Source organism: Xanthomonas sp. Leaf148 (assembly GCF_001423585.1).
Taxonomy (GTDB): Bacteria; Pseudomonadota; Gammaproteobacteria; order Xanthomonadales; family Xanthomonadaceae; genus Xanthomonas.
Genome location: NZ_LMOP01000008.1, coordinates 372,303 through 396,395 on the forward strand (window position 1 = coordinate 372,303; position 24,093 = coordinate 396,395).

Consider the following 24,093-nt stretch of genomic DNA (forward strand, 5'->3'; position numbering starts at 1 on the left):
CTGTCCCTGCTCCCACCGGGAGAAGGTGGCGCAAAGCGCCGGATGAGGGGAGGGCGCAGCCGCGTGCAGCCAAACTGCGCGGCGGCCGACCCCGCAGACCACCCCGCTCCAGCAGGAGAGGGGCGTGAAGTCGGCGCGGATTGTAACGGACCGTCTGCATGTCAGGCGTTACAATTCACGCCCTTTTGCCCCTGCCGAGACAACGAAATGAGCGATTGGTCCCTCGACCAAGCCCGCAAGACCTACTCGATCCCACACTGGGCCGATGGGTATTTCGATGTGAACGCCGCCGGACACATCGTGGTCACGCCTACCGTCGACGGCCCATCGGTGTCGCTGCCCGAAGTGGTGGACGCCGCGCGCGCGGCTGGCGCCAAGCTGCCGCTGCTGGTGCGCTTCCCCGACATCCTGGGCCAGCGCCTGGGCAAGCTGCAGGCGGCCTTTGCGCAGGCGCAAGCGGAGTGGGACTACGCCGGCGGCTACACTGCTGTGTACCCGATCAAGGTCAACCAGCACCGCGGCGTGGCCGGTACCCTGGCCAGCCATCACGGAGACGGCTTCGGGCTGGAAGCGGGCAGCAAGCCGGAGCTGATGGCGGTGCTGGCGCTGTCGCGTCCGGGCGGGCTGATCGTCTGCAACGGCTACAAGGACCGCGAATACATCCGCCTGGCGCTGATCGGGCGCAAGCTCGGCCTGCAGACCTTCATCGTCATCGAAAAGCCCTCCGAGCTGAAGCTGGTGCTGGAAGAGGCGCGCGCGCTGGACGTCAAGCCAGGCCTCGGCGTGCGCATGCGGCTGGCGTCGCTGGGCGCGGGCAAGTGGCAGAACAGCGGTGGCGACAAGGCCAAGTTCGGGTTGTCGCCGCGTCAGGTGCTGGACCTGTGGAAGACGCTGCGCGACACCGAGTACGCCGATAGCCTGCAGTTGCTGCACTTCCATATGGGCTCGCAGATTTCCAACGTGCGCGACATCGCCAACGGCATGCGCGAGGCCACGCGTTATTTCGTGGAACTGTCGCGGCTGGGCGCCAAGATCAGCCATGTGGATGTCGGCGGCGGTTTGGGCATCGACTACGAAGGCACGCGTTCGCGCAGCTATTGTTCGATCAATTACGGCCTGCATTCGTACGCCAGCAATATCGTGCAGCCGCTGGCCAGCGCTTGCGAAGAACACGGCCTGACCCCGCCGCGCATCGTCACCGAATGCGGCCGCGCAATGACCGCGCACCATGCGGTGCTGATCGCCAACGTGTCCGAAGTGGAGCAGGCCCAGGAAGGCCGCGTGCCGGATGCGCACGACGACGAGCCGGCAGCGATTCGCCACCTGCGCGAGATCCATGACGAGCTCGATGTGCGCCCGGCGGTGGAACTGTTCCAGGAAGCCCAGCACTTCCACGCCGAAGGCTTGAGCGCCTACGCACTGGGCCAGATCGACCTGACCCACCGCGCACGTATCGACGACCTGTTCTATGCCATCGCGCATGGCGTGCGGGCGCGGCTAAGTTTCGATGAAAAGAGCCACCGCCCGGTGCTGGACGAGCTCAACGAGCGTCTGGTGGACAAGTACTTCGTCAACTTCAGCGTGTTCGAATCGATCCCGGACGTGTGGGCGATCGATCAGGTGTTTCCAATCGTGCCGATCGAACGCTTGAACGAAGCGCCGCAGCGGCGCGGCATCATCGCCGACATGACCTGCGATTCGGATGGCATGGTCAAGACCTATGTCGAGAACGAAAGCCTGGACAGCTCGATGCCGTTGCACGCATTGAATCCGGGCGAAAGCTACCGCATCGGGTTTTTTCTGGTCGGTGCCTACCAGGAAATCCTGGGTGATATCCATAACCTATTCGGTGATACCGATGCGGTGGAAGTGGCCGTGGACGGCGATGGCTATCGCATCGTGCAGCAGCGTCGCGGCGATACCACCGATGTGATGCTGGATTACGTGGGGTATCAGCTGGAGACGCTGCGCGCGACCTATGCCGAACGCATCGCTGCAGCGCAACTGCCGCCCGCGCGCGCACAGGAACTGCACGACGCCCTGGAGGCGGGCCTAACCGGCTATACCTATCTGTCCGATGAACCGTTGGGCTGATGCATGGCGCGCGCTGCAGGCCTTTACCGCAGCGCGCTGATCCTGTTTTCAAACAATCCGCGTCGTGCGCTGCAGGCGTGGAAGCCCGCGCAGAGCACGTGGCGGCGGCACTGCCCAACAGCGCACTGCTGCGACCGGCATCCGCCGCGTCTCACTCGATCCTGACCGCATAGCTGGCCGCCAGGCAGCCGTCCTTGCTGTCTTGATGGCGGCTAGGCGTAAGCCCGTACCAGGCAAGCTCAGCCGCACCATGGGCTGCGATCTGCGCAGCGCCACATCAGCAAAACGCAGCGACGCTGCGTGCCGATGACAAGCAGACGACGCTTGCGTGATCGTGCGACCACCGGCTGCGTTGCTGCAGAAAACACCGCGTTTCATGCAGTGATTTGCACAATACGCAGGCGCATCAACGCTGGCATGTGCACTGGTCTTATGCGTTGCGATCCTTAGAGGTGGCGCGAACGCCGCATCCCCTCCTTCGTTGCGCTCAAGTGATCTGCACGTCATGCGCCGCCGTTGCAGCTAGCGCGTGTTGCCAAATACCTGCTGTTTTACGCAGTGATTCGCACGAAATGCAGGCGTATCAACGCTGGCGAGCGCACTGGTCTTATGCGCGGTGCTCGCTGCGAGTAACGCGATAAGCGCAGCGTCTGTTCGCTGCCGGGCGCAGAGCGTTGGCGCATTGGGTGCTGTATTCGCGGTGTTTTCTTCCAATGCGGATCGTTGTCGCATCGCATTTGCCTGCCGCTATGCATCCAGAACACTAGTTGAAATCACACTTCGGTTAAAAATTTTTGCACATCACATGCAATTCGTGATTTTTGCACGGTTCTGCCCGCGAACGAATTGTTAGTGTTCGTTTAACTTGTCGGGATACAAGTTGCTCTAATCAGACATCTGCACGTCGAAGTTTCGATTGTGCCTGTCGCCTCGTTGTGCGTGCCCATTGTGCGTTTCCACCGTGTATTGCCGGCATCTGCCGACAGTCGATGGTGCTTTCTATCTTGCGTTTTATTACTTAGGTGCTGATCCGGCGTCACTGTGACCGCAACGCGGCCAGGGTCCGCCGGGCGACCGCGCGCCACACAAAAGGATGCTTGCAATGCACGCCGATGTCGCCCCACTGTTTCCCTTGACCAGAGCGCAACGCGGCCTGTGGGTGGCCAGCAAGTTGCATACCGACAACACCTTGATGCTGTCGGAAGCACTGGAAATGTTTGGTCCGCTGGACCCTGCGCTATTGATCCGCGCCACCCTGCAGCTGGCGCGCGAGTTCGACACGCTGCGGCTGTGCATCGTGGAGCACGATGGCGTGCCGCAGCAGGTGATCCTGCCCGAGTACACCGCGCCGGTTCCTTACTTCAACGTCAGCGAAGATCCCGCGCCGCGCAATGCCGCCGAGCACTGGGTGGACGAACAAATCCGTCAACCGGAAGACCTGGAGCATGGGCCGTTGTGGCATTGCGCGGTGTTCCGGCTCGGCGAAGATCACCATATGTGGGTGCAGTGCGTCAGCCATCTGGTGATGGACGGCTATTGCGCATCGATCATGATGCAGCGCATGTCGGTGCTATATAACGCGTACGCCGCAGAGCTGGAGCCGGAACCTGCGCAGTACGGCAGCGCGTTGTCGCTGGTGGAGATGGAGCAGCAGTACCGCGCCTCCGACCGCTTCCAGCGCGATCGCGAGTACTGGATGCAGCAGCTGGCCGATCTGCCGCCGCCGGCAACCCTGGCACGCCCCGGCAATCATCTGTCTACCGGGCTGTTGCGCGGCACCGGGCAGTTTTCGCCGCAGCAGGTGGTGCGTCTGCGCGCGATGGGTAAGCACTACGGCGCCAGCTTGCCGCAGATGCTGATCTCGCTGATCGCCGCCTATTACTACCGCTGCACCGGTGCCGAAGATATGGTGCTGGCGATGCCGGTGACCGGCCGCATCAATGCGCGCTACCGGCAGACCCCCGGGCTGGTGGCCAATGTGATTTCGCTGCGCCTGAAGATGGACCCGCAGCAGCCGATCCATGCGTTGTTTGCACAGGTCGCGTCGGTGGTCAGGCATGCCTTGCGGCATCAGCAATATCGCTTCGAGGATGTACGTCGCGACATCGGCATGTTCGGTATCGACCAGAAGTTCGCACGCCTTGCCGTCAATATCGAAGCCTTCGATTACGCTCTGCGGTTTGGCGAGGCGTATGCGATACCGCATAACCTGTGCAACGGCCCGGCCGACGATCTGACTATCTTCTGCTACGAGCGTGGCGACGGCGCGGCCCTGCGCTTCGATCTGGACGCCAATCCGGCGTTGTACGACAGCGACGAGCTGGCCGAACACTGCCGCCGTCTGACCCATCTGGCCGATGCCGTGCTGGCAAACCCGGAATGCGCGCTGGGCGAGGTGGACGTGCTGGGCGATGAAGAGCGCCACCGTTTGCTGCACACCTGGAATCACACCGCCGCGCCGTTGCCGGAAGCTGCCACGTTGTTGCACGGCATGTTGCAGCGGGCCGAGATGATGCCTGCGGCCGTTGTCGTGCAATACGACAACCGCACGCTGGATTACGCCACGCTGTGCGAGCTCGCCTCGCGGATCGCTGCGCAGTGGGTGGCCGATGGGGTGCGCCCCGGCGATGTGGTTGCGGTTGCATTGCCGCGCAGCGAGCATCTGCTGGTGGCCTTGCTGGCCATCATGTGGAGCGGCGCGGCCTATCTGCCGCTGGATCCGGAAAGCCCGGCGGCGCGCAATCGGCAGATGCTCAACGATTCCGGCGCCATTGCGCTGGTCTGCGAGCCGGCATTGTGCGAGCGCTATCTGCTCGGCGGCATGGTGTGGCTGGACCCGCGCCCGACGCATTTGCCAGCGGCGATCGCCCCGATGGCGACCCCGGATGGGACGGCGTATGTGCTGTACACCTCCGGCTCCACCGGCACGCCCAAGGGCGTGGAGATCAGCCATCGCAACCTGTTCAATTTCCTGCATGCGATGGAACACGAGCTGGCGTTGCGTCCGCGCGACCGCGTGCTGGCGGTCACCACCATCACCTTCGATATCTCCGGGCTGGAGCTGTATCTGCCGTTGCTGGTGGGTGCCCGCGTGGTCATCGCACCGGCCGGCATCAGTCACGACCCGCGCGGTCTATCGCGCCTGATTGCCCACGAGCAGATCAGTCTGGTGCAGGCCACGCCGTCGCTGTGGCGCATCCTGCTGGCCAATCAGGATCTGTCGCTGGATCGCATCCATGCGCTGGTCGGTGGTGAGGCGTTGGTGCCCGAGTTGGCGACGCAATTGCTGAGCCGGGTTGGGCGCCTGACCCAGTTGTACGGACCAACCGAAACCACTATCTGGTCGACCATCATGCCGCTGCAGTTGGCCGATGCCACCGCACCGCCGATCGGCAGGCCGCTGCTCAATACGCGCGTTTACGTGCTGGATGCGCAGCGGCAACCCTTGCCGACCGGTGCGGTCGGTGAGCTCTATATCGGCGGCGCGGGCGTGGCCAAGGGCTATCGCGGCAAGCGCCAACTCACCAGCGAGCGCTTCCTGCGCGACCCGTTTGCCAATGACGGCAGCAGCATGTACCGCACCGGCGACCGCGTGCGTCAGCGCCGTGACGGCTTGCTGGAATTCATCGGCCGCGCAGATGCGCAACTGAAGATCCGCGGTCACCGCGTGGAGCCGGCGGAAATCGAAAATGCGCTGCTGCTGCATGCGCAGGTGGCACAGGTAGCGGTGGTTGCACACAGCGATGGCGACAACACCGTGCAGCTGCTCGCCTACGTCGTGGGCAAGCATGGCAACACGCCGTCGAGCGAATTGCTGCGCGCCCATTTGCAGCAGCGTTTGCCGGCGGCGATGATTCCGAGCCTGTGGATGCCATTGCCGGCGTTGCCGCTGACAGCCAATGGCAAGCTGGATCGCCGCGCATTGCCTGCACCGGGCGCGTTGCCCAAGCTTGCGCATGTGGCGCCGCGCGACGCACTCGAGCAGCAGCTTGCAGCCCTGTTGCAGGAAGTGCTGGGCATCGAGGTGGTGGGGGTGGACGATAATTTCTTCGAGCTCGGTGGCGACTCGCTGCGTGCGGCAGAAATGGCGGCACGTTTCCCGCAACTGTTCGGCGTCGACCTGCCCTTGGGCGCGCTGTTCCATGCGCCGACGATTGCCGGTCTGTCCGAAGTGATCAAACGCAGCGCGCAGACAACGAACGACCCGCTGAGCGTGCTGTTGCCGCTGCGTGCCGGCAGCGCGGGTGCCACGCCGTTGTTCTGCATCCATCCGGTCATCGGCCTGGGCTGGTCGTATCTCACCTTGCTTGGCCAGCTCGATCCGCAGTGGCCGGTGTACGTGTTGCAGTCGCCGAGATTGAGCGACTCGCAGCATCGTTCGGAAAGCATCGAAGCGATCGCCCGCGACTACCTGGCGCGTCTGCGCAGCGTGCAGCCGCATGGCCCGTACCGCTTGATGGGCTGGTCGTTGGGTGGCTTGATCGCGCACGCCATCGCCGCCGAGCTGCACGACCTTGGCGAACAGGTCGAACTGCTGGCGATGCTCGACAGCTATCCGCACCTGGAGCAGGCCGCTGCCTTGCCCGAAGCGGAAAACGTGCGCGCATCGGTGCATGCGCTGGGGCTGACACTGGCGCACGACCAAGCGATGCCGACCACGGTGGCGCAGCTGGCCAGCCTGTTGTGCGATCACTACGGACTGAACGATGTACCGGCGGTGCGTCAATTGCTGGAGCAACGCCCCACGCTGCTGGACGACCTGGGCGCGGTGACCCAGCATCACCTGCATCTGGCGCGACGCCACCGTCCCCGCGCATTGAATCAGGATGTGCTGTTTGTCGAAGCAGCCGTGCGGATGAGTTCCGGTGGGGACGATGCGCAGTGGGTGGATTACCGGCCGCAGGCATGGCGCCCCTTTGTGCGCACGCTGCACCTGCACGCCCTGGACAGCGACCACCACTCGATGCTGTCGGCCGCGCACTCGGCAACGCTGTGTGCACTGCTGCACGATGCCAGCGCACAGGTATCGCATCGCAATACCCGCATCGCCAGTGCCAACGACGGGGTGACCGAATATGCTTGAGTCTCTTGCATCCGCTGCAGCCAACCGCCCGATCGTGATCGCCACCCTGGGCACGCACGGCGATGTGCGCCCGATCATCGCGCTGGGACGCGGTTTGCAGCAGCGCGGTTACACGGTGCGGGTACTGACCAGTAGCAACTTCGAAGCGCTGATTCGCGCCAACGGTCTGGAGTTTTTCCCGCTCAGCGGCGACCACCAGAAATTGCTGCAAGGCAACCCAGATGTCGCAGAAATGCGCGGCGGCTGGCGTGGCATCTGGGGCACCTTGCGCGCGCAGCTGCTGAGCTGGGCACCCGATTGGGCAGCGCAGGGCAGTGCGGCGTGCGCCGATGCCGGCTTGATCCTGGGCGTCGGCAGCGCAAGTTTTCTGGCGCATAGCCTGGGCCAGGCCTTTGGGCTGCCGGTGTGCTTCGCGCAACTGCAACCGCTCACCGCCTCGCGCCATCTGCCGTTGATGATGATGCCCAATGTGCGTCTGCCCGGGCGGGTGAATGTAGCCCTGCACCACGCGGTGCGGTTTGCCGGCTGGCAATTCATGCGCCCGGCGCTCAACGACATCGTGCGTCCGGCGCTGGGGCTGCCGGCGTATCCGTGGCGCGGTCCGGACCGCACCGCGATACGTGTGATCTACGGCTACAGCGCGCAGCTGTGCCCACGTCCGCCGGACTGGCCGCAACGCGCGCAGATCTGCGGATTCTGGCAACTGCCGCAGCCGCAGTGGCAACCGCCGGCCGCGTTGCAGGCGTTTCTGCAGGCCGGGCCGCCGCCGCTGTATATCGGCTTCGGTAGCATGCCCAGCAGCGATGCGATGCAGCTCACCGCTACGGTCAAGGCTGCCGTGCGCCTGACCGGTCAACGCGCATTGCTGGCCAGTGGCTGGGGCGGGCTGGCGGCCACCGACACCGCGGCTGCGGATGACGCCGAGCGCTTCTTCCATCTGGAACAGGCGCCGCACGATTGGTTGTTTCCTCGCGTGACGGCGGCCGTGCATCACGGCGGCGCCGGCACCACCGGCGCGGCGCTGACGGCGGGGATTCCGTCGGTGGTGTTGCCGTTCGGCTACGACCAACCGTTCTGGGCGTATTGCATGGCCGGCCGTGGCGTGGCGCCGCCAGCGCTGGCGCGTGTCGGCTTGCAACCGGAGACGCTGGCCGAGGCCCTGCGCCAGGCCAGCACGCCGACCATGCGCGCGGCGGCACGCGCGCTGGGCCAGCGCATTCGCGACGAAGACGGCGTGCGCAACGCGGTCGATCAACTGGAAGCCTGGGGGCTGTTGAACGCGGCAGCGCCAGTGACACGGATTGCGCAGGCGGCGATGGCCTGAGGCCGAGAGTGCTGCATCGGCGTCAAGCCGTGCATCGTGTTCGCCGACAGGGGAGCACGATGCGCCAGCAGGATAAGCGCGGCGAACAAACCAATTGGGTTCGCCGTCAGGCGGGCACGGCGAGTCCTCGTTGCGGCATGTGCCACTCGTACACGCTGGTTTTGAGCGGGCCGTGCACATCGCCTGACGATTGCTCGCTCTGTGTCGTTAACCGCTCCACATCGCCGGCGTGATGCAACTGGGTGGCAGGCAGTGCGTTGAACGCAAGGCTGCCATCGGCCCGCGTCAGCCGCAGCGTCCAACCACATCGCCGCCGCATGGCGATGCGCCTTTCGCCAAGCGTGCAAGTGCAGCAACACGCCGTGACGTCAGCGCAACGTTGCCAACCGTACCGATCGCGCGCTACCACGCGGTTGTGTCTGTGTACGTTCGCCAAGCCGCGCAAGTGCAGCAACACGCCGTGACGTCAGGGCAACGTTGCCAACCGCACCGATCGCGCGCTACCACGCGGTTGTGTCTGTGTCCGTTGGTCGCAGCGATCGCCTGCCGTTGAGTACGGTGTCTGTCACCTGACTGCCGCGACGCCTTGCATGCCCATGCTTGCCTCCGGTGCGTGAGGCAGCACTTATTGGGTTGTCACCTTCGGTCTTGCCTACCCGCAGCGCCGCCGGCCACGCACACCTTGCGCAACCTACGCATGGGTGTGTGTCATGCGGCACAATCGGTCTTTCTCATTGCCGATCGCCCACATGCGCTATCCCGCCCTGGACCTGTTGCGTGGTATCGCCATCGTCTGGGTGATGCTGTTCCACGCATTTGTGGTCGGTGGCTTGGGGCCGGACTGGGCGTGGCTGTCGCGCTATGGCTGGATGGGGGTGGACCTGTTCTTCGTGCTCAGCGGGTTCCTGATCGGTAGCCAGGTGCTGACACCCTTGGCGCGCGGGCAGCGGCTGGACTTCAAGGATTTTTATCTGCGGCGCGCGTTGCGCATCCTGCCGGCGTTTGCGGTGGTGTTGCTGGTGTACATCGCGTTGCCCGGTGTGCGCGAAGCGCCTGGGCTGGCGCCATGGTGGATGTTCGCCACCTTCACCTTGAATCTATTGGTCGATTACGGCCAGCAGGCAGCGTTTTCGCATGCCTGGTCGTTGTGCGTGGAAGAGCATTTCTATCTGGTGTTTCCGCTGCTGGCCACGCTGTTGTTGCGGCGTCCGTCGGCTGGGCGGTTCATCGCGTTATGCGTGGCCGTGGTGGTGGCCGGCATCGCGTTGCGTACCAGCGTGTGGCTGCACAACACGGCGCTGGATCAGGTGGGCGGCGGGCAGCAGCGCAACTGGTTTGTCGAAGATCTCTATTACCCCACCTGGAACCGTCTCGACGGCCTGCTGGCCGGCGTGGTGCTCGCGGTGCTCAAGGTGTTTCGTCCGCAGGTCTGGCAACGCCTGCAGCAGCGCGGCAACACGTGGTTGCTTGCCGGCCTTGTGGTCATGGTGCTGGCACTGTGGCTGTTCCGCGAGCGCACCGGCCTGATCGGCAATGCGCTGGGCTGGCCGGTGCTCTCGTTCGGGCTGGCCTTGCTGGTGCTGGCAGGTACTGCCAATAGCGCGTTTGGCCGGTTGCGGGTGCCCGGCGCGGCATGGCTGGCGGCGATTTCCTACAGCCTGTATCTGACCCACAAGGCGATGTTCCATGTGACCCAGACCTGGTTCGGCGCGGCATTGGAGGGCCGTGGCGTGCTGGCATTTGCGGTCTATGGCGCGGTGGCGCTGCTGGCGGGCGCGTTGCTGCACTACAGCGTGGAGCGCCCCTTCCTGCGGCTGCGTGGTGTGTTGCTGCGCAGCCGTGCGGGATCGCGCGGCATGCCCGAGTCGGCGTAGCGCAGCTTGCGGAATCGTTGAACAGAGTCGTTGAACAGAGAAGCCGCGCAGTGCGCGGCTGTCGAGGATCGCTTGTGTCTGCAGTAGATCGGCAGCACGCCATGGGTGATCGCTCACCACGCGCTGGATCCTTCGCTGCCACACCGCGGATGGGGCAGCGCATCTTCACTGCGCGTCCTCTCAGGCCAGTGTCGCTTCCTCACTGCGCGTCGCGCGCCACCTGAAATCCTGCGAACGATTGCGTCACCGGCATGATTTCCAGCCGGTTGATATTCAAGTGCGCCGGCAAGCTGGCGACGTAGAAGATCTGCTCGGCGATGTCCTCGGCCGTCATTGGGGTGGCGCCGCGGTACAGCGTGTCCGAGGCGGCCTGGTTGCCGCCGGTACGCACCAGGGTGAACTCGGTTTCGGCCATGCCTGGTTCGATCGAGGTGACGCGTACGCCGGTGCCGTGCAGGTCCGCGCGTAAGCCCAACGAAAACTGCTGCACAAACGCCTTGGTGCCGCCGTAGACGTTACCGCCGGTGTACGGGTAGGTCGCCGCGACCGAGGCGATGTTGATGATGGTGCCACGACGCGCGATCAGCGCCGGCAGCAGGCGGTGAGTGAGGGTGACCAGCGCGGTGACATTGGTGTCGATCATCTGTTGCCACTGCGCAAGGTCGGCCTGCTGCGCGGGCGCGGTGCCCAGTGCCAGGCCGGCGTTGTTGACCAGCACATCGATATCGGCGAATGCGGCCGGCAGCGCGTCGATGGCGGACGACAAGGCCTGCGCATCGCGCATGTCGAACGCGGCGGTGTGCACCTGGCCTGCGGGCAGTTCGGCCGCCAGTGCGTCCAGGCGGTCGGCACGCCGGCCGGTGGCGATGACCTTCCAGCCGGCGGCGGCAAAGCGACGCACCGCGGCGCTGCCGAATCCGGAGGTGGCACCAGTGATCAGGACGGTCTTGGACATGGGAACTCCAGGGGATGGGGGATGCTTCAAGCGGCTAGAAAATAGCGAGCGCTGGTCAGGTGAATGTGGGCGGCGCGCTCGGAACCAAAGTGTACGAGTGGTCCATGCCACACCGAGAACCTGCCGCGCCCGCCTGGCGGTGAGCGCAGTGGTTGTGTCAGCCGCGCTTAGGGCACAGGAACCGGGCGTGCGGCTGCGGCCTGACGTGCGCGCAGCATGTCTGCGGTGAGCGGTTCGCGGGCGACCACATGCCCTCGACGCAGCCGCAGCGACACATAGCTGGCGGGCGCGTCGGACGTGGCGTTCTCCGCAGCCGGTAGCGCGGCGATCAGCTCGCCATCCACCCACACCACCGGTACCGGCGCGCGCTGGCCGGGAAACAGCACCGACAGCGGCAGCTCCGGTGGCGCCACGGCGCAAGCACCGAGCACTACGCGATCGAGTACCAGCTGCTCTGCGTCCACGCGCCAGAACGCCTGATAGCCACGCCAGTTGGCGCTGCAGCCGCCCAGGGAACTACCCGCCTGTGCCACGAAGCGCTTCCAGGTAGCGGGGTCGTCCAGCTGCCCGGACAGGGGCTCTGCCAGCAGCAGTGCCTGCTGGCCATCGAGCTGGATGTGGTCGGGAATCTGCTCGGTGGCCTGGGCCGTGCCGATCAGCGCAAGCAGTCCGAACAACGCGCTGGCGATGCGGCGCATCACTGCGGTTACTGCGCCTTGATCGCGATGGCAGGCAATCCGCTGCCAGTGAGCTTCTGCTTCGCTTCGGCCAGTTCGCTTGCGGTACCGTACGGCCCCATGCGCACGCGGTAGACCGTCTTGCCGCTGATGTCGGCCGATTCCACGCGCGCGGCCAGGCCCATCATCGCCAGCTTGGCCTTGGTCGACTCGGCATCGCCGGAAGCACCGAACGAGCCGGCTTGCAGGATGTAACGGGTGTTGTCGGTGGCGGCCGGGGCTATCGGCGTTGTTGCCGTCGCGGCCGCAGGCTTCGGTGCCGCAGCGGCCGGCGTGGTGAGTGCCGCGGTGCTGGCCGGTGCCGGCGTTGCCGCCGGACGTGTCTGGGCGGCTTCCGGCAACGGCTTGGGCGCGCTGGCGGTCGTTTCTTTCAAGGGCATCGGCACGCTGGCTGCGGGTACGGCCGACGCGACGCTGGCTGCTGCACCCGGCGCCGGCGCGATGGGCTTGCCTTCCAGCGCAGCACGCGCACGTGCGGCTTCTTCGGCGCGCGCACTGGCAGCCAGCTCGGCGTCGGACATCTGCACTTCCTTGCCGGGCAGCAAGGTGTAGAAGTCGTACTGGGTCTGCGCATCGCCCGGCTTGGGCTGCGGCTTGGGCGCTTGCGTGCTGGGCTTGGGCAACTCGGCCGGCGTATCGGTGTCTGCATCGGCCACCGGTTCGGGCTGTGCATCCGGATTGGCGCGGGGACCCACACGCAGGAAGCCGTCGCCGTCCTTCTTGAACAGGTTGGGTGCGGCCAGGAAGATCACTGCCGCAATCGCGGCGCCCGCCACCAACCACACCCAACCGGGGGTGCCATTGCTGGTGTTACGTCGTGCCTGGCTCTTACCGCGTCGTGCTGCCATCTACCACTTCTCCGAATCGTGTCGTTGCGGGCGGTGCGCCCGGCTTGGTGCGGCGATCGCTGCCGCTGCGTCTGCCGCGTGCGGTGCAACGGATGCGCGGGCGATGGTGGATACCGCTGCTCACTGCGCAGGCAGGCGTGCGCCTCACGCCTGCCTGGCGACTTCCAGTGGCTTACATCTTTTCCGGGGCGCTGACACCGAGCAATTCCAGGCCGTTGGCAAGCACCTGCTGGGTCGCGACAGCGAGGGTGAGTTTTGCGTCGCGCTCTGCGGCATCGTCCACCAGCAGTTTGGTGTTGTGATACCACGTGTGGAAGGCATGCGCCAATTCACGCAGGTATTGCGCGATCTGGTACGGCTCCAGTGCCTGGCCGGCGATTTCCACCACTTCCGGATAGCGCGACAGCTCCAGCATCACGTTGAGCGAATGCTCGTCGTCCAGCCGGGCGAGCTGTGCAAATCCATTGGCCTGCTCGTACTTGAAGCCTTTCTCCTGCGCCTGGCGCAGCACGCTGCACACCCGTGCGTGCGCGTATTGCACATAGAACACCGGGTTGTCGTTGCTCTGCGCACGCGCCAGATCGATATCGAAGGTGAGCTGCGAATCGGGCTTGCGCGCGATCAGGAACCAACGCACCGCATCGGCACTGGTTTCTTCGATCAGGTCGCGCAGGGTGACGTAGCTGCCGGCACGCTTGGAGAGCTTCACTTCTTCGCCACCGCGCATCACCGTGACCATCTGGTGCAGCACGTATTCCGGCCAGCCCTGCGGGATGCCCAGCTCCATCGCCTGCAGGCCGGCGCGCACGCGCGTCAGCGAGCCGTGGTGGTCGGCGCCCAGCTCGGTGATCGCGCGCTCATAGCCGCGCTGCCACTTGGTCAGGTGATAAGCCACGTCCGGCACGAAGTACGTATAGGTGCCATCGGACTTGCGCATCACGCGGTCCTTGTCGTCGCCGAAGTCGGTGGACTTCAACCACAGCGCGCCGCCTTCCTCGTAGGTATGGCCGGAGGCGATCAGCTTCCGCACCGCTTCTTCGACCTTGCCGTCCTTGTACAGCGAGCTTTCCAGGAAATAGATATCGAAGTCGACGCGGAACGCGGCCAGGTCGTGGTTCTGCTCGTTGCGCAGATACGCCACCGCAAAGCGACGGATCGATTCAAGATCGGCCGGATCCTTGGTGCCGCTGACCAGATGACCTTCCAGGTCGACGCTGTCGCCGGCTAGATAGGCAGTGGCCACATCGGCGATGTAGTCGCCGCGGTAGCCGTTTTCCGGCCAGCCGGCGCTGTCGGGGGTGAGCCCCTGCGCGCGCGCCTGCACCGACAGCGCCAGATTCTCGATCTGCACGCCGGCATCGTTGTAGTAAAACTCGCGCTTGACGTTCCAGCCATTGGCATCGAGCACGCGCGCCAGGCTGTCGCCGATCGCCGCGGCGCGACCATGACCGACGTGCAGCGGGCCGGTCGGATTGGCCGAGACGTATTCCACGCCCACCGAGCGGCCGTTGCCGGCCAGCCCGCGACCATAGTCGTGGCCCTGCTTGATCACATGCGCCACTTCACGCTGATACGCGGTGGGCGCGAGATGGAAATTGATGAAGCCGGGGCCGGCGATCTCGACCTTGGCGACGTCGTCGCTGGCCGGCAACGCGGCTACCAGCGCCTGCGCCAGGGCGCGCGGGTTGCTGCGCGCGGCCTTGGCCAGCAGCATCGCGGCATTGGTGGCGAAGTCGCCGTGCTCGCGTGTCTTGGGCCGCTCGACCACAAAATCCGGCGGCAGGGTGTCGGCGGGCAAGGTGCCGTTGGCGCGCAAGGCTTCGATGCCTTGGCCGATCAGTGCGCGGAGTAGGGCTTTCACGTGGGATCTGCTTGGAACCAAACCAGCGATTTTACCCGACCGCGCGGCACACGGTCCGGCCGATGGTTCAGGTCGGCGCAGCGGTCTCATTCCAGCCAGCCGCGCTCGGCTAGCGAGACCGGGCGGCCATCGCCGATCACGAAGTGGTCGAGCAGGCGGATGTCCACCAGCTCCAGGCCCTGCAGCAGACGCTGGGTGACCGCGCGATCGGCCTCGGACGGCTCCGGATTGCCGGACGGATGGTTGTGCCCGACGATCACCGCCGCAGCGTTGTGCAGCAGCGCCCGCCGCACCACTTCGCGCGGATGGATGTCTGCGCCGTCGATGGTGCCGGTGAACAGCTCCTCGAAGGCGATCGCGCGATGGCGGTTGTCCAGAAACAGCACCGCGAACACTTCGTAGGCCCGCGCGCGCAGCCGCTGCGAGAAATAGCGGCCCACGCTGGGCGGGTCGCTCAGGGCCTCGCCACGCTCCAGTTCGCTCATCAGGTGACGATGCGCCAGTTCCATGGCGGCCCTGAGCTTGCACGCCGAGGCCGGCCCCAGCCCAGGCAGGCGCGCCAGGGCCTTGGCCGGGCGATCCAGCAACAGGCGCAGCGGGCCGTGGCGATGCAGCAGATCGCGCGCGGTCTGGACCGCATCCTGGCCGCGCAGCCCGGAGCCGACAAAGATCGCCAGCAGCTCCGCATCGGAGAGGGCAGGAGCCCCGCGCGCCAGAAGTTTCTCGCGCGGGCGTTCGTTGGTGGGCCAGTCGTGTATGTGCATATGGCGAGATTGCCGGTGCTCATCGCCGACGCCCATCAGGCCAAGCGGGGGCATCGGCTAATCTAGTTGTCCTTGTAACCGTAGGACGACTCCGACGTGATCGGCTCCACTCAGGCCCGCCCCCTGGACGGACAGCGTTTGCTGCTGTGCGTCGGCGGAGGCATTGCCGCTTACAAATCGCTCGAACTGGTCCGTCGCCTGCGCGACGCCGGCGCGCAGGTGCAGGTCGCCATGACCAGCGGCGCGCAACAATTCGTGACCCCGCTGAGCTTCCAGGCGCTGTCCGGGCAACCGACCCGCACCACGCTATGGGACAGCGCCGCCGAGCAGGCGATGGGGCATATCGAACTGGCCCGCTGGGCCGACCGGGTGATCGTGGCCCCGGCCACCGCCGATCTGCTCGCGCGCCTGGCGCACGGGCTGGCCGACGACCTGGTCACCACGCTGTGCCTGGCCACGACCGCGCCGCTGACCGTGGCCCCGGCGATGAACCACCGCATGTGGCTGCACCCAGCGACCCAGGCCAACATCGCGACCCTGCGCGCGCGTGGCGTGGCGGTGGTCGGCCCCGACGACGGCCCGCTGGCCGAAGGCGAGTCCGGTCCCGGCCGCCTGGCCGAGCCGGCGGCGATCATTGCCACGCTGGCTGCCACTGCGCCTGCCGCCGATGCAGCGCCGGGCACTGCCGCGCCCGCCTTCGTGCCCAGCAGCGCCGAGCTGGACGGCCTGCGTATCGTCATCAGCGCCGGCCCGACCTTCGAAGACCTGGACCCGGTGCGCTACGTCGGCAACCGCAGCAGCGGCAAGATGGGCTACGCGCTGGCCGCCGCCGCTGCGCGCCAGGGCGCCGAGGTGGTGCTGGTCAGCGGGCCGGTGCACCAGGTCACGCCGGTCGGCGTGCAGCGCATCGACGTGCGCTCGGCTGCGCAGATGCGCGATGCGGTGCTGGGTGCGTTCCCGGCCGACATCTACATCGGCGCCGCTGCGGTCGCCGACTACACGCCCAAGCGCGTGGTTGCGCAGAAGATCAAGAAGACCGGCGAAACGCTGACCCTGGAACTAGTGCGCACCCCGGACATCCTGTCCGAGGTCGCCGCGCAGACCGGCGCGCTCAAGCTGGTGGTCGGGTTTGCGGCCGAAACGCACGATGTGGAGCACTACGCGCGTGGCAAGCTGGCAGCCAAGCGGCTGGATCTGATCATCGCCAACCAGGTGGGGATCGTCGGCGGCGGCTTCGAAAGCGACAACAATGCCGCCACCGCCTATTGGCAGGGCGGCGAGCGCGCGTTTCCCACTAGCAGCAAGACCGAACTGGCCGACCAACTGCTGGCCCTGATCGCGGAGAGATTGCAGGCATGAGCCACCCGACCCACTCCTTGCAGGTGAAGTTGCTCGACCCACGCTTCGGCGATGTCTGGCCGCTGCCGGCCTACGCCACCGAAGCCAGCGCCGGCATGGACCTGCGCGCCGCGCTGGAAGCGCCGATGACGCTGGAACCGGGCGATGCGGCGTTGATTCCCAGCGGTATCGCGATCCATTTGGCCGACCCGCAGGTGTGCGCGGTGATCCTGCCGCGCTCCGGGCTGGGCCACCGCCACGGCATCGTGCTGGGTAACGGCACCGGGCTCATCGATGCCGACTACCAGGGCCCGCTGCTGATCAGCACCTGGAATCGCGGCCGCGAGGCCTTCACCATCGAGCCGGGCGACCGGATTGCGCAATTGGTGATCCTTCCGATCGTGCGCGTAGGCTTGCAAGTGGTGGATACTTTCGTGGACAGCGCGCGGGGAGCGGGTGGATTCGGCCACACCGGCGTGCGCTGACGGGGGAGTCTCATGAGCAAGGCGAACGAGCGCAGGCAGGGGATGTCGAGCGTGCGTACGAGTGGTCCGGTGTTGGGAGGCATGTTGTTGCTGCTGGCCGCCTGGTTCGGTTGGAGCAGCTACGCGCAATGGCGTGAGGATGCGGCCGCCCAGAACCTGGCACAGGCACGCGACCGCGCCGTGCAGGACGTCGGCAAGGCGATGGCGGCGCAGGCCACCCAGCTCGATGCCGTGCTCAAGCAGCCGCCGGTGGCCAGTGCGTTGGCCAATGGGGACGCGTTGGCGGCCGCCTCGGCGATCCGCGAGCGCTTCAAGGGCGCCGAGGACGTGCAGGTGCTGCCTGGCGATCTGGCGGCGGCCTATGCCAACCCCAAGGATTTCGGCTATGCGCGGCTGAGTCTGCTCGAATCGGCGTTGGTGGCCGACCGTGCCCAAGTGCATGTAGTGCGCGATGCCAAGCAGGTGCGTCTGGGTGTAGCCGCCGCGGTGCGCCTGGGTGCACAGCCCGCGGTGGCCTATGCGCGGCTGCCGGTGCTGCGCCTGACCGGCCCGCTGGATGCGATCGCGGTGCCCGGCAGCGCCTACCTGGCATTGCGCCAGGGCAGCTACAACGTGGCCCAGCAGGGCGACGTGAGCTTGGCCGATGCGGCCGAAACACTGGCAAAACCACTCGGCTCCAGCGGCCTGCGTGTGGCTGCTGCGGTCCCGCAAAGCGATAGCGGGCCACTGGGCCTGGGCGCGCTTGGCTGCGCCATCGTCGCCGCGTTGCTGGTCATCGTCGCGGTGTTGCTGGTGCTGGCTAGCCGTGGCCGGGTGGCGCTGCCGCGTCGCCGCGTTGCCGGCGAGTCGGCCACCGACGAACCGACCTTCAGTCAAAGCCTGCAGCACGACGCCAGCCTTGCCAGTGACGTGCGCGCGCTGGACGAGACGACAGCGCCTGCGCCGCCGCCGCTGGTACCGGCGGTGCAGATCGCCAGCGAGATGTTCCGCGCCTACGACATCCGCGGCGTGGTCGGTAAAGACCTCAATCCCGGCGTTGCCGCGTTGATCGGCCAATCCATCGGCAGCGTGATGCAGGCGCAGGGGCTGCGCGATGTGGTGGTGGGGCGCGACGGGCGTCTGTCCGGGCCGGAGCTGACCAATGGCCTGATCGAAGGCCTGCGGCGTGCCGGCTGCAACGTGACCGACATTGGCCTGGCGCCCACGCCGGTGGTGTATTTCGGCGCCTATGAACTGCGCGCCGGCAGCTGCGTGGCAGTCACCGGCAGCCACAATCCACCTGACTACAACGGCTTCAAGATCGTGATCGGCGGCGAGACGCTGTCCGGCGCTGCGATCGCCGAGCTCCATCAGCGCATCAACGAAGGCCGCCTGCATAGCGCAGCCACGCCGGGCGAGCTGGAACAGCGCGACATCAGCGATGCCTACATCCAGCGCATCGCCGACGACGTACAGCTGGACCGCCCGATCAAGGTGGTGGTGGATGCCGGCAACGGCGCGGCCGGCGAGATTGCGCCGCGTCTGCTGGAAGCCATCGGTGCCGAGGTCGTGCCGCTATATTGCGATATCGACGGCACTTTCCCCAATCATCACCCCGACCCGAGCGAGCCGCACAACCTCGACGATCTGGTGAAGATGGTGCAGCGCTTCGATGCGGACATCGGCGTGGCCTTCGATGGCGATGCCGACCGTCTGGGTGTGGTCACCAAGGAAGGCAAGGTGGTCTTCCCCGACCGACTGCTGATGCTGTTCGCTGCCGACGTGCTGCAGCGCAACCCCGGCGCCCTGGTCATCTACGATGTGAAGTGCACCGGCAAGCTGTCGGACTACGTGCTGCGCAACGGCGGCAGCCCGCTGATGTGGAAGACCGGGCATTCGCTGATCAAATCCAAGATGCGCGAAACCGATGCCGAACTGGCCGGTGAGATGAGCGGGCATTTCTTCTTCAAGGAACGCTGGTACGGCTTCGACGACGGCATCTATGCCGCTGCGCGCTTGCTGGAAATCCTGGCCCAGCGCGAGGAAACCCCGTCCGAAGTGCTGGATGCCTTGCCGGAAAGCGTGTCCACCCCGGAGATCAAGGTGCCGGTGGAAGGCGATGCGCATGCGCTGGTGGCGCGCTTTGTCGAGCGCGCGCAAGCCGGCGACGAGTCGCCCTTCGAATCGGCGCGTTTGTCGACGATCGATGGCCTGCGCGCGGATTTTGTCGATGGCTGGGGCCTGGTGCGTGCGTCCAACACCACACCGATTCTGGTGCTGCGTTTCGAAGCCGACACCGACGCTGCGTTGGAGCGCATCCGCGCGCTGTTCCGCAGCCAATTGCAGGCATTGCTGCCCGAGCACCCGCTGGGGTTCTGAGCCGCGCACGCTGAGGTAAGCGCGCCCACCGCGTGGGCCGCGCTCACGGTCAGCTGGGTTGCATGATGCGCGGCAGAACCGCCGCGCATCGACTCGGCGCTTGCCGCCGGATATCGAGCGAGCATGCACGGTCACGTTCTTGTGCCGCCCGCGCTTGCCAGGCACGCGGGGGCATGCGGCGCAGGTTTCTGTCGTGCAGCGTGGTCGTCGGGCAACAGCCACACTGCGTCCCAGTACGGGTACGCGCCGATCCGCTCCGCCAGGCCGGCACGTAACGGCAGGGCGATCAGGCTGCGGGCGAATTGCCGACAATCGACCTGCAACGCCAGCGCGCTCGCTTCCATCTCCGGTTGCCAGACCGTGCCGCCGCGCCCGCGCGCCCGCGCGCCCGATTGACCGCTTCGCCGGCGGCCTGCCGTGCAGCAGTCGCTGCCTGCAGTACGGTGGGTTTATCTGGCGCCTGCAGCAAGGCGCACCACATCTCTGGCAGCAACACCCAACACAGCACCTGCGCACCAAGCCAGCTGCGTGGCATCGCCAGGATCGCGGCCGCTGCACGCGCGCAGCGCCAGTCCGAAAACAGCGGTACCTGCTGATGCGTGTGCAGACGCACGTGCCAATGCGGTGCGGCAGGGGCGGACACGGCAAACGGTCGGTGGAGCAGTGCGCTGGGCATGACCACAGCGTGCCCACGGCCTCAGCGCAGCGACATCGGCCACCGGCGCGGTCTCAGGTCAGTCAATCGCGTATCGCCATGTCCGGACAAACGCATCGATTGTCGTCGCTGCTGCGGGCACAGCCGGTCGCACAGAACCAAAAGCATCACTTGCGACGACAACAGCATCCACTCAACACGCTAGCCGCTAGCCGCTAGCCGCTAGCCAAATCCCAAATCCCAAATCCCAGCCCTCAATGCTCCGCCCGATCCCGCTTCCAGCCGCGATGCTTCACATCCAGATACAGGCTGTAGAACGCGGTAAACGCCGGGAACATGTTCTGTAGCACGCCCACCGAATCCTGCTTGGCCGAGAACACGAAGTAGCTCAGCGTCATCAGGCTGCCGACCACGCTCATGTACCAGAACATCCGCGGAATCACCGGCTTGCCGGCACGCTTGGAGGCGACGAACTGCACCAGCCAGCGCCCGCCGAACATCAGCGCGCCCACATAGCCGATCAACTTCCAGCCGGTGACGTGGATGCCGGTCCAGTACAGCCAGGTCAGCTGCTGGTCGAGAAAGGTCGGTTCCATCAACGCTCCTCCGCCACGGTGCGCTTGCTGCGGGTGATCAGCCACGCCACGCCGCGCAGGTCGCGGATGCCGACCAGCGCGCGATTGAGATTGTTGTACTTGGACACGCCGGCGGTGCGATGGCGGTGGTTGACCGGCACGCTGATCGTGCGCCAGCCGGCGCGCTGCATCAGTGCCGGCAGGTAACGGTGCATGTGGTCGAAGTAGGGCAGGTCCAGAAACGCCTCGCGCTCGAACAATTTGATGCCGCAGCCGGTGTCGGGCGTGTTGTCCTGCAGCATGCGCGAGCGGATCGCATTCGCCCACTTGCTGGCCCAGCGCTTGGACCCGGAATCCTGCCGGTTGACCCGCCAGCCGGCGAACAATTTGACCTGCGGCTCGGCCTGGCTACGCGCGATCAACAGCTTGGGGATGTCGGCCGGGTCGTTCTGGCCGTCGCCATCGAGCGTGGCGATCCAGCTGGCGCGCGCGGCCTTGACCCCGCTGCGCACTGCGGTGCTCTGCCCGCTCTGGGTCACGTGGTGCAGCACCCGCAGTTCCGGCGTGGTGGTCTTCAGGCCTTGCAGCACCGCCAGGGTGTCGTCGCGCGAATGGTCGTCGACGTAGACGATCTCGAAGGCCACCAGGCCGCGCAAGGCGACGACGATTTCGCCGATCAGGGCTGCGACGTTATCGCGCTCATTGAACACCGGGACGACGACGGAAAGCTGAGGTTGGCTCATGGATTCGTGGTGGCCCGATGATGGCTGAGCAAAAAAGATCGCGCATTGTGCCCTGACCGTCTGAGCCAGGCATGAAGCTGAGGCGCGTTATGTGCAGTGGAGCGCGCGCAAAACGGCCTGTAGCGTTCGTAGCAGGCAATCAACGCGGCTATCGAACGGCGCAAGCCTGCATCCGTCGGCGGGCCCCCAGGACTCACCACATCGTAGTGTACGAACACACGCAAGGCGCGTGCTGCCTGAGTGCCACGCGGCTGCGATGGGCTCAGGCACGCTCGCCGAAGTAGCTGCGGCACCACTCCACCACCTGCGGCAAGCCGCGCTCCACCGGGGTGGCCGGATCGAAGCCGAACGCAGCCTGCGCGCGCTGCGTGTCGGCCATGGTGCGGATCATGTCGCCTGGTTGCATCGGCTTGTAGACTTTTTCGGCCGGGCGGCCAGCGGCCTGGGCGATCACGTCGATGAAATATTCCAGTTCCACCGGGGTGTGGTTGCCCAGGTTGAACACCCGGTGCGGGATCGCCTCGCCGCTGGGAGTGTCCAACGCGCCCAGCACGCCGGCCACGATATCGGCCACGAAGGTGAAGTCGCGCTGCATCTTGCCGTGGTTGAACACCTCGATCGGGCGTCCGGCCAGCACCGCGCGGCTGAAGATCAGCGGCGCCATGTCCGGCCGGCCCCACGGGCCATACACGGTGAAAAAGCGCAGCCCGGTGGCGCGCAAGCCGTACAGCTGCGCATAGGTGTAGCCCATTAATTCGTTGGCCGCCTTGGTGGCCGCGTACAACGAGCGAGGCTGGTCCACGCGCTGGTCCTCGGAAAACGGCGGGGTGGCCGAATCGCCGTAGACCGAGCTGCTGGACGCATACACCAAGTGCTGCACGCCGCGGTGCCGGCATAGCTCGAGCATGTTGACGAAGCCAACCAGGTTGCTGTCGACATAGGCAGACGGGTTTTCCAGCGAGTAACGCACCCCGGCCTGCGCGGCCAGATGCACCACGCGGGTGGGCTGGATCTCGTCGAACAGCGCCGCCAGGCCCTCGCGGTCGGTCAGGTCCAGCGTACGGATGTCGATCTGCGGGCACAACGCCGCCACCCGGTCGCGCTTGAGCTGCGGGTCGTAGTAGCTGTTGTAGTTGTCCAGGCCCACCACGTTCTCGCCACGCGCAGCCAGTGCGCGGCAGGTGTAGGCGCCGATGAAACCGGCGGCGCCGGTGACGAGGATGGTCATGGCAGTGGTCCTGAAAACATCAAAGGGAGGCGAGGAAGCAGCACTCAGAACAGCCCGAAAAAGCGCTTCTTCGCTACATTGCGGCGGCGCAGGTCGATGTTGTCCTGAATCTTGCTGGCATCGAAGCGGTCCAGCAGTGCATCGCTGCCCTGGCTCAGCTTCAACGCCATTTCTTCCGGATACAACGGCACCGCCGTCATGAAGGCGATGGTTTTGTCGGCATCGATGCGCAGATGCGCGAATTCTGGCGGCGCGCTCAGCGGTGGCAGCACGATCGCGCCGTCGAAAGCGACGCCAGGCGCATACGGCTCGGCCGGGTTGCCATTGGGAACGGTATGGCCAAACCCCAGCCAGGTGTCGAACTTGTGCGGCAGCCGCGCCAGGTTCTTGAGCAGGCGGATGGGCCAGTAGTGGCGCTCGTCGTCGAAGTCGCGCTGGTCCATCGGCCAGTCGGCCGGCAGGCTCAGCATCAGCTCCATGTAGCGCGGCGCCTCCACTCCGTCGGGCAGCGTCATCGGCAGATCGCTCATGCCCGAGGTCACCAGGCGCAGGGACGGCGAGTGCGCATTGGGCGGCACGATGTGCACGTCCAGATGCACGGTGTCGGAGAGGATTTCATGAAATACGTTCGCAATCGGCCCGAGGTGCTGCTCGATATGCGCGCTGATCTGCTCGATGCTTTCTTCGCCGCGTGCCGGCTCGAAGTCCTTGGCCTGCGCGTGATGCAGGATCGGGCTGCCGGACGGGCTGATCGTCTCGTCGGCGTGGCTCATGGGCGGTGTTTGCCGTCGCTGCTGCTGCCGGTTCCGGTATTGGCGACACGGCGCGCCGGCAGCGGTGCAGTGGCTGGCGCCTCTGCGCGCTCGGCTGCCAACGTTGCCTTGCGCTCGGCGCTGAAGTCCCACCAATTGCGTGCCGGCTCGCCCTGCATGAAGCGCACCAGCGACAGGAACACATCGATCACGCACGGGTCATGGGTGACGCCGGTGCGCAGGCAGAGCTGCGCGTACATGTCGTAGGCATCGCGGCCGTGCAGCTGCGCCGGCATGCGGATGCCGATCCGCTGCAGATCCTTTTCGCAGGCCGGCCCGACGTTGGGCAAGTCGGTCAGGCGCAGCAGATGCGCGCGGTCCACTTTGGCGGGATGCATCGCTAATTCTCCTGCGCTGGC

The 24,093-nt window shown here is 66.0% G+C and carries 16 protein-coding genes, 2 other RNA genes and 2 pseudogenes; 8 read left to right on the forward strand and 12 right to left on the reverse strand.

All coding sequences use genetic code 11. From position 1 onward, the window contains the following. The first annotated feature begins 207 nt into the window (after positions 1-207). The 5 genes from speA (at position 208) to ASF90_RS06330 (ending at position 10,375) form a co-directional block, all read left to right on the forward strand. Complete coding sequence (gene speA / locus ASF90_RS06315; protein WP_055847359.1) at positions 208-2,094, forward strand: arginine decarboxylase; 1,887 nt, start codon at positions 208-210, stop codon at positions 2,092-2,094. A gap of 1,102 nt (positions 2,095-3,196) precedes the next feature. Continuing rightward, on the forward strand, positions 3,197-7,177 hold the full coding sequence (locus ASF90_RS06320) for a non-ribosomal peptide synthetase (protein WP_055847362.1): 3,981 nt from the start codon (positions 3,197-3,199) through the stop codon (positions 7,175-7,177). Next, positions 7,170-8,501 (forward strand): glycosyltransferase, encoded by a 1,332-nt coding sequence (locus ASF90_RS06325; protein WP_055847364.1) that lies wholly within the window; start codon positions 7,170-7,172, stop codon positions 8,499-8,501. The genes ASF90_RS06320 and ASF90_RS06325 overlap by 8 nt, the downstream gene beginning before the upstream one ends. A 137-nt stretch (positions 8,502-8,638) precedes the next feature. Then, positions 8,639-8,714, forward strand: a non-coding RNA gene (locus ASF90_RS21670) — sX9 sRNA. A 536-nt stretch (positions 8,715-9,250) separates the two neighbouring features. Beyond that, the gene (locus ASF90_RS06330) at positions 9,251-10,375 is read left to right on the forward strand and encodes an acyltransferase (protein WP_055847368.1); all 1,125 of its coding nucleotides are present in this window, start codon (positions 9,251-9,253) and stop codon (positions 10,373-10,375) included. Positions 10,376-10,574: 199 nt separating this feature from the next. Here the strand turns inward: ASF90_RS06330 and ASF90_RS06335 are convergent, their stop codons facing one another. The 6 genes from ASF90_RS06335 to radC form a co-directional block, all read right to left on the reverse strand. After that, positions 10,575-11,330, reverse strand: coding sequence for an SDR family NAD(P)-dependent oxidoreductase (locus ASF90_RS06335; RefSeq protein WP_055847371.1), 756 nt, complete (start codon positions 11,328-11,330; stop codon positions 10,575-10,577). 32 nt (positions 11,331-11,362) lie between these two features. Next, positions 11,363-11,436: non-coding RNA, sX9 sRNA (locus ASF90_RS21675), on the reverse strand. A gap of 61 nt (positions 11,437-11,497) precedes the next feature. Further along, complete coding sequence (locus tag ASF90_RS06340) at positions 11,498-12,031, reverse strand: hypothetical protein (RefSeq protein WP_055847373.1); 534 nt, start codon at positions 12,029-12,031, stop codon at positions 11,498-11,500. Positions 12,032-12,036: 5 nt separating this feature from the next. After that, on the reverse strand, positions 12,037-12,915 hold the full coding sequence (locus tag ASF90_RS06345) for an SPOR domain-containing protein (RefSeq protein ID WP_055847376.1): 879 nt from the start codon (positions 12,913-12,915) through the stop codon (positions 12,037-12,039). Positions 12,916-13,087: 172 nt separating this feature from the next. Next, positions 13,088-14,776: an arginine--tRNA ligase gene (gene argS / locus ASF90_RS06350; protein WP_055847379.1), complete on the reverse strand. Its 1,689-nt coding sequence runs from the start codon at positions 14,774-14,776 to the stop codon at positions 13,088-13,090. 86 nt (positions 14,777-14,862) lie between these two features. Beyond that, positions 14,863-15,576 (reverse strand): DNA repair protein RadC, encoded by a 714-nt coding sequence (radC, locus tag ASF90_RS06355; protein ID WP_193552513.1) that lies wholly within the window; start codon positions 15,574-15,576, stop codon positions 14,863-14,865. Between the two features lie 60 nt (positions 15,577-15,636). On the opposite strand from radC, the gene coaBC reads away from it, so the two are divergent. The 3 genes from coaBC to ASF90_RS06370 are packed head-to-tail and all read left to right on the forward strand — an operon-like array spanning position 15,637 to position 19,721. Next, positions 15,637-16,899: a bifunctional phosphopantothenoylcysteine decarboxylase/phosphopantothenate--cysteine ligase CoaBC gene (gene coaBC, locus ASF90_RS06360; protein ID WP_055847384.1), complete on the forward strand. Its 1,263-nt coding sequence runs from the start codon at positions 15,637-15,639 to the stop codon at positions 16,897-16,899. Next, positions 16,896-17,363 carry a dUTP diphosphatase gene (gene dut / locus ASF90_RS06365; RefSeq protein ID WP_055847387.1) on the forward strand — a complete coding sequence of 156 codons (468 nt, stop codon included), beginning with the start codon at positions 16,896-16,898 and terminating at the stop codon, positions 17,361-17,363. Before coaBC ends, dut begins: the two co-directional genes overlap by 4 nt. Before the next feature lie 12 nt (positions 17,364-17,375). Beyond that, positions 17,376-19,721, forward strand: coding sequence for a phosphomannomutase/phosphoglucomutase (locus ASF90_RS06370; protein ID WP_055847389.1), 2,346 nt, complete (start codon positions 17,376-17,378; stop codon positions 19,719-19,721). Positions 19,722-19,852: 131 nt separating this feature from the next. Here the strand turns inward: ASF90_RS06370 and ASF90_RS06375 are convergent. The 6 genes and pseudogenes from ASF90_RS06375 to ASF90_RS06400 form a co-directional block, all read right to left on the reverse strand. Next, positions 19,853-20,397 (reverse strand): annotated as a pseudogene (locus tag ASF90_RS06375) (hypothetical protein). A gap of 233 nt (positions 20,398-20,630) precedes the next feature. Next, the gene (locus tag ASF90_RS06380; protein ID WP_055847392.1) at positions 20,631-20,972 is read right to left on the reverse strand and encodes a lipid-A-disaccharide synthase N-terminal domain-containing protein; all 342 of its coding nucleotides are present in this window, start codon (positions 20,970-20,972) and stop codon (positions 20,631-20,633) included. After that, complete coding sequence (locus tag ASF90_RS06385; RefSeq protein ID WP_055847395.1) at positions 20,972-21,694, reverse strand: glycosyltransferase family 2 protein; 723 nt, start codon at positions 21,692-21,694, stop codon at positions 20,972-20,974. The genes ASF90_RS06380 and ASF90_RS06385 overlap by 1 nt, the downstream gene beginning before the upstream one ends. 262 nt (positions 21,695-21,956) lie before the next feature. Then, positions 21,957-22,922, reverse strand: a complete 966-nt coding sequence (locus tag ASF90_RS06390) for an SDR family NAD(P)-dependent oxidoreductase (protein ID WP_055847397.1) — start codon at positions 22,920-22,922, stop codon at positions 21,957-21,959. A 44-nt stretch (positions 22,923-22,966) separates the two neighbouring features. Continuing rightward, the gene (locus ASF90_RS06395) at positions 22,967-23,695 is read right to left on the reverse strand and encodes a suppressor of fused domain protein (protein WP_055847400.1); all 729 of its coding nucleotides are present in this window, start codon (positions 23,693-23,695) and stop codon (positions 22,967-22,969) included. Between the two features lie 89 nt (positions 23,696-23,784). Further along, positions 23,785-24,072 (reverse strand): annotated as a pseudogene (locus ASF90_RS06400) (helix-hairpin-helix domain-containing protein); the annotation flags it as partial. Positions 24,073-24,093: the final 21 nt, after the last annotated feature.

Coding starts and splice junctions, on each gene's coding strand:
- speA (WP_055847359.1), top strand. CDS start 208: ATGAGCGATTGGTCCCTCGACCAAGCCCGCAAGACCTACTCGATCCCA.
- ASF90_RS06320 (WP_055847362.1), top strand. CDS start 3,197: ATGCACGCCGATGTCGCCCCACTGTTTCCCTTGACCAGAGCGCAACGC.
- ASF90_RS06325 (WP_055847364.1), top strand. CDS start 7,170: ATGCTTGAGTCTCTTGCATCCGCTGCAGCCAACCGCCCGATCGTGATC.
- ASF90_RS06330 (WP_055847368.1), top strand. CDS start 9,251: ATGCGCTATCCCGCCCTGGACCTGTTGCGTGGTATCGCCATCGTCTGG.
- ASF90_RS06335 (WP_055847371.1), bottom strand. CDS start 11,330: ATGTCCAAGACCGTCCTGATCACTGGTGCCACCTCCGGATTCGGCAGC.
- ASF90_RS06345 (WP_055847376.1), bottom strand. CDS start 12,915: ATGGCAGCACGACGCGGTAAGAGCCAGGCACGACGTAACACCAGCAAT.
- radC (WP_193552513.1), bottom strand. CDS start 15,576: ATGGGCGTCGGCGATGAGCACCGGCAATCTCGCCATATGCACATACAC.
- dut (WP_055847387.1), top strand. CDS start 16,896: ATGAGCCACCCGACCCACTCCTTGCAGGTGAAGTTGCTCGACCCACGC.
- ASF90_RS06370 (WP_055847389.1), top strand. CDS start 17,376: ATGAGCAAGGCGAACGAGCGCAGGCAGGGGATGTCGAGCGTGCGTACG.
- ASF90_RS06380 (WP_055847392.1), bottom strand. CDS start 20,972: ATGGAACCGACCTTTCTCGACCAGCAGCTGACCTGGCTGTACTGGACC.
- ASF90_RS06385 (WP_055847395.1), bottom strand. CDS start 21,694: ATGAGCCAACCTCAGCTTTCCGTCGTCGTCCCGGTGTTCAATGAGCGC.
- ASF90_RS06390 (WP_055847397.1), bottom strand. CDS start 22,922: ATGACCATCCTCGTCACCGGCGCCGCCGGTTTCATCGGCGCCTACACC.
- ASF90_RS06395 (WP_055847400.1), bottom strand. CDS start 23,695: ATGAGCCACGCCGACGAGACGATCAGCCCGTCCGGCAGCCCGATCCTG.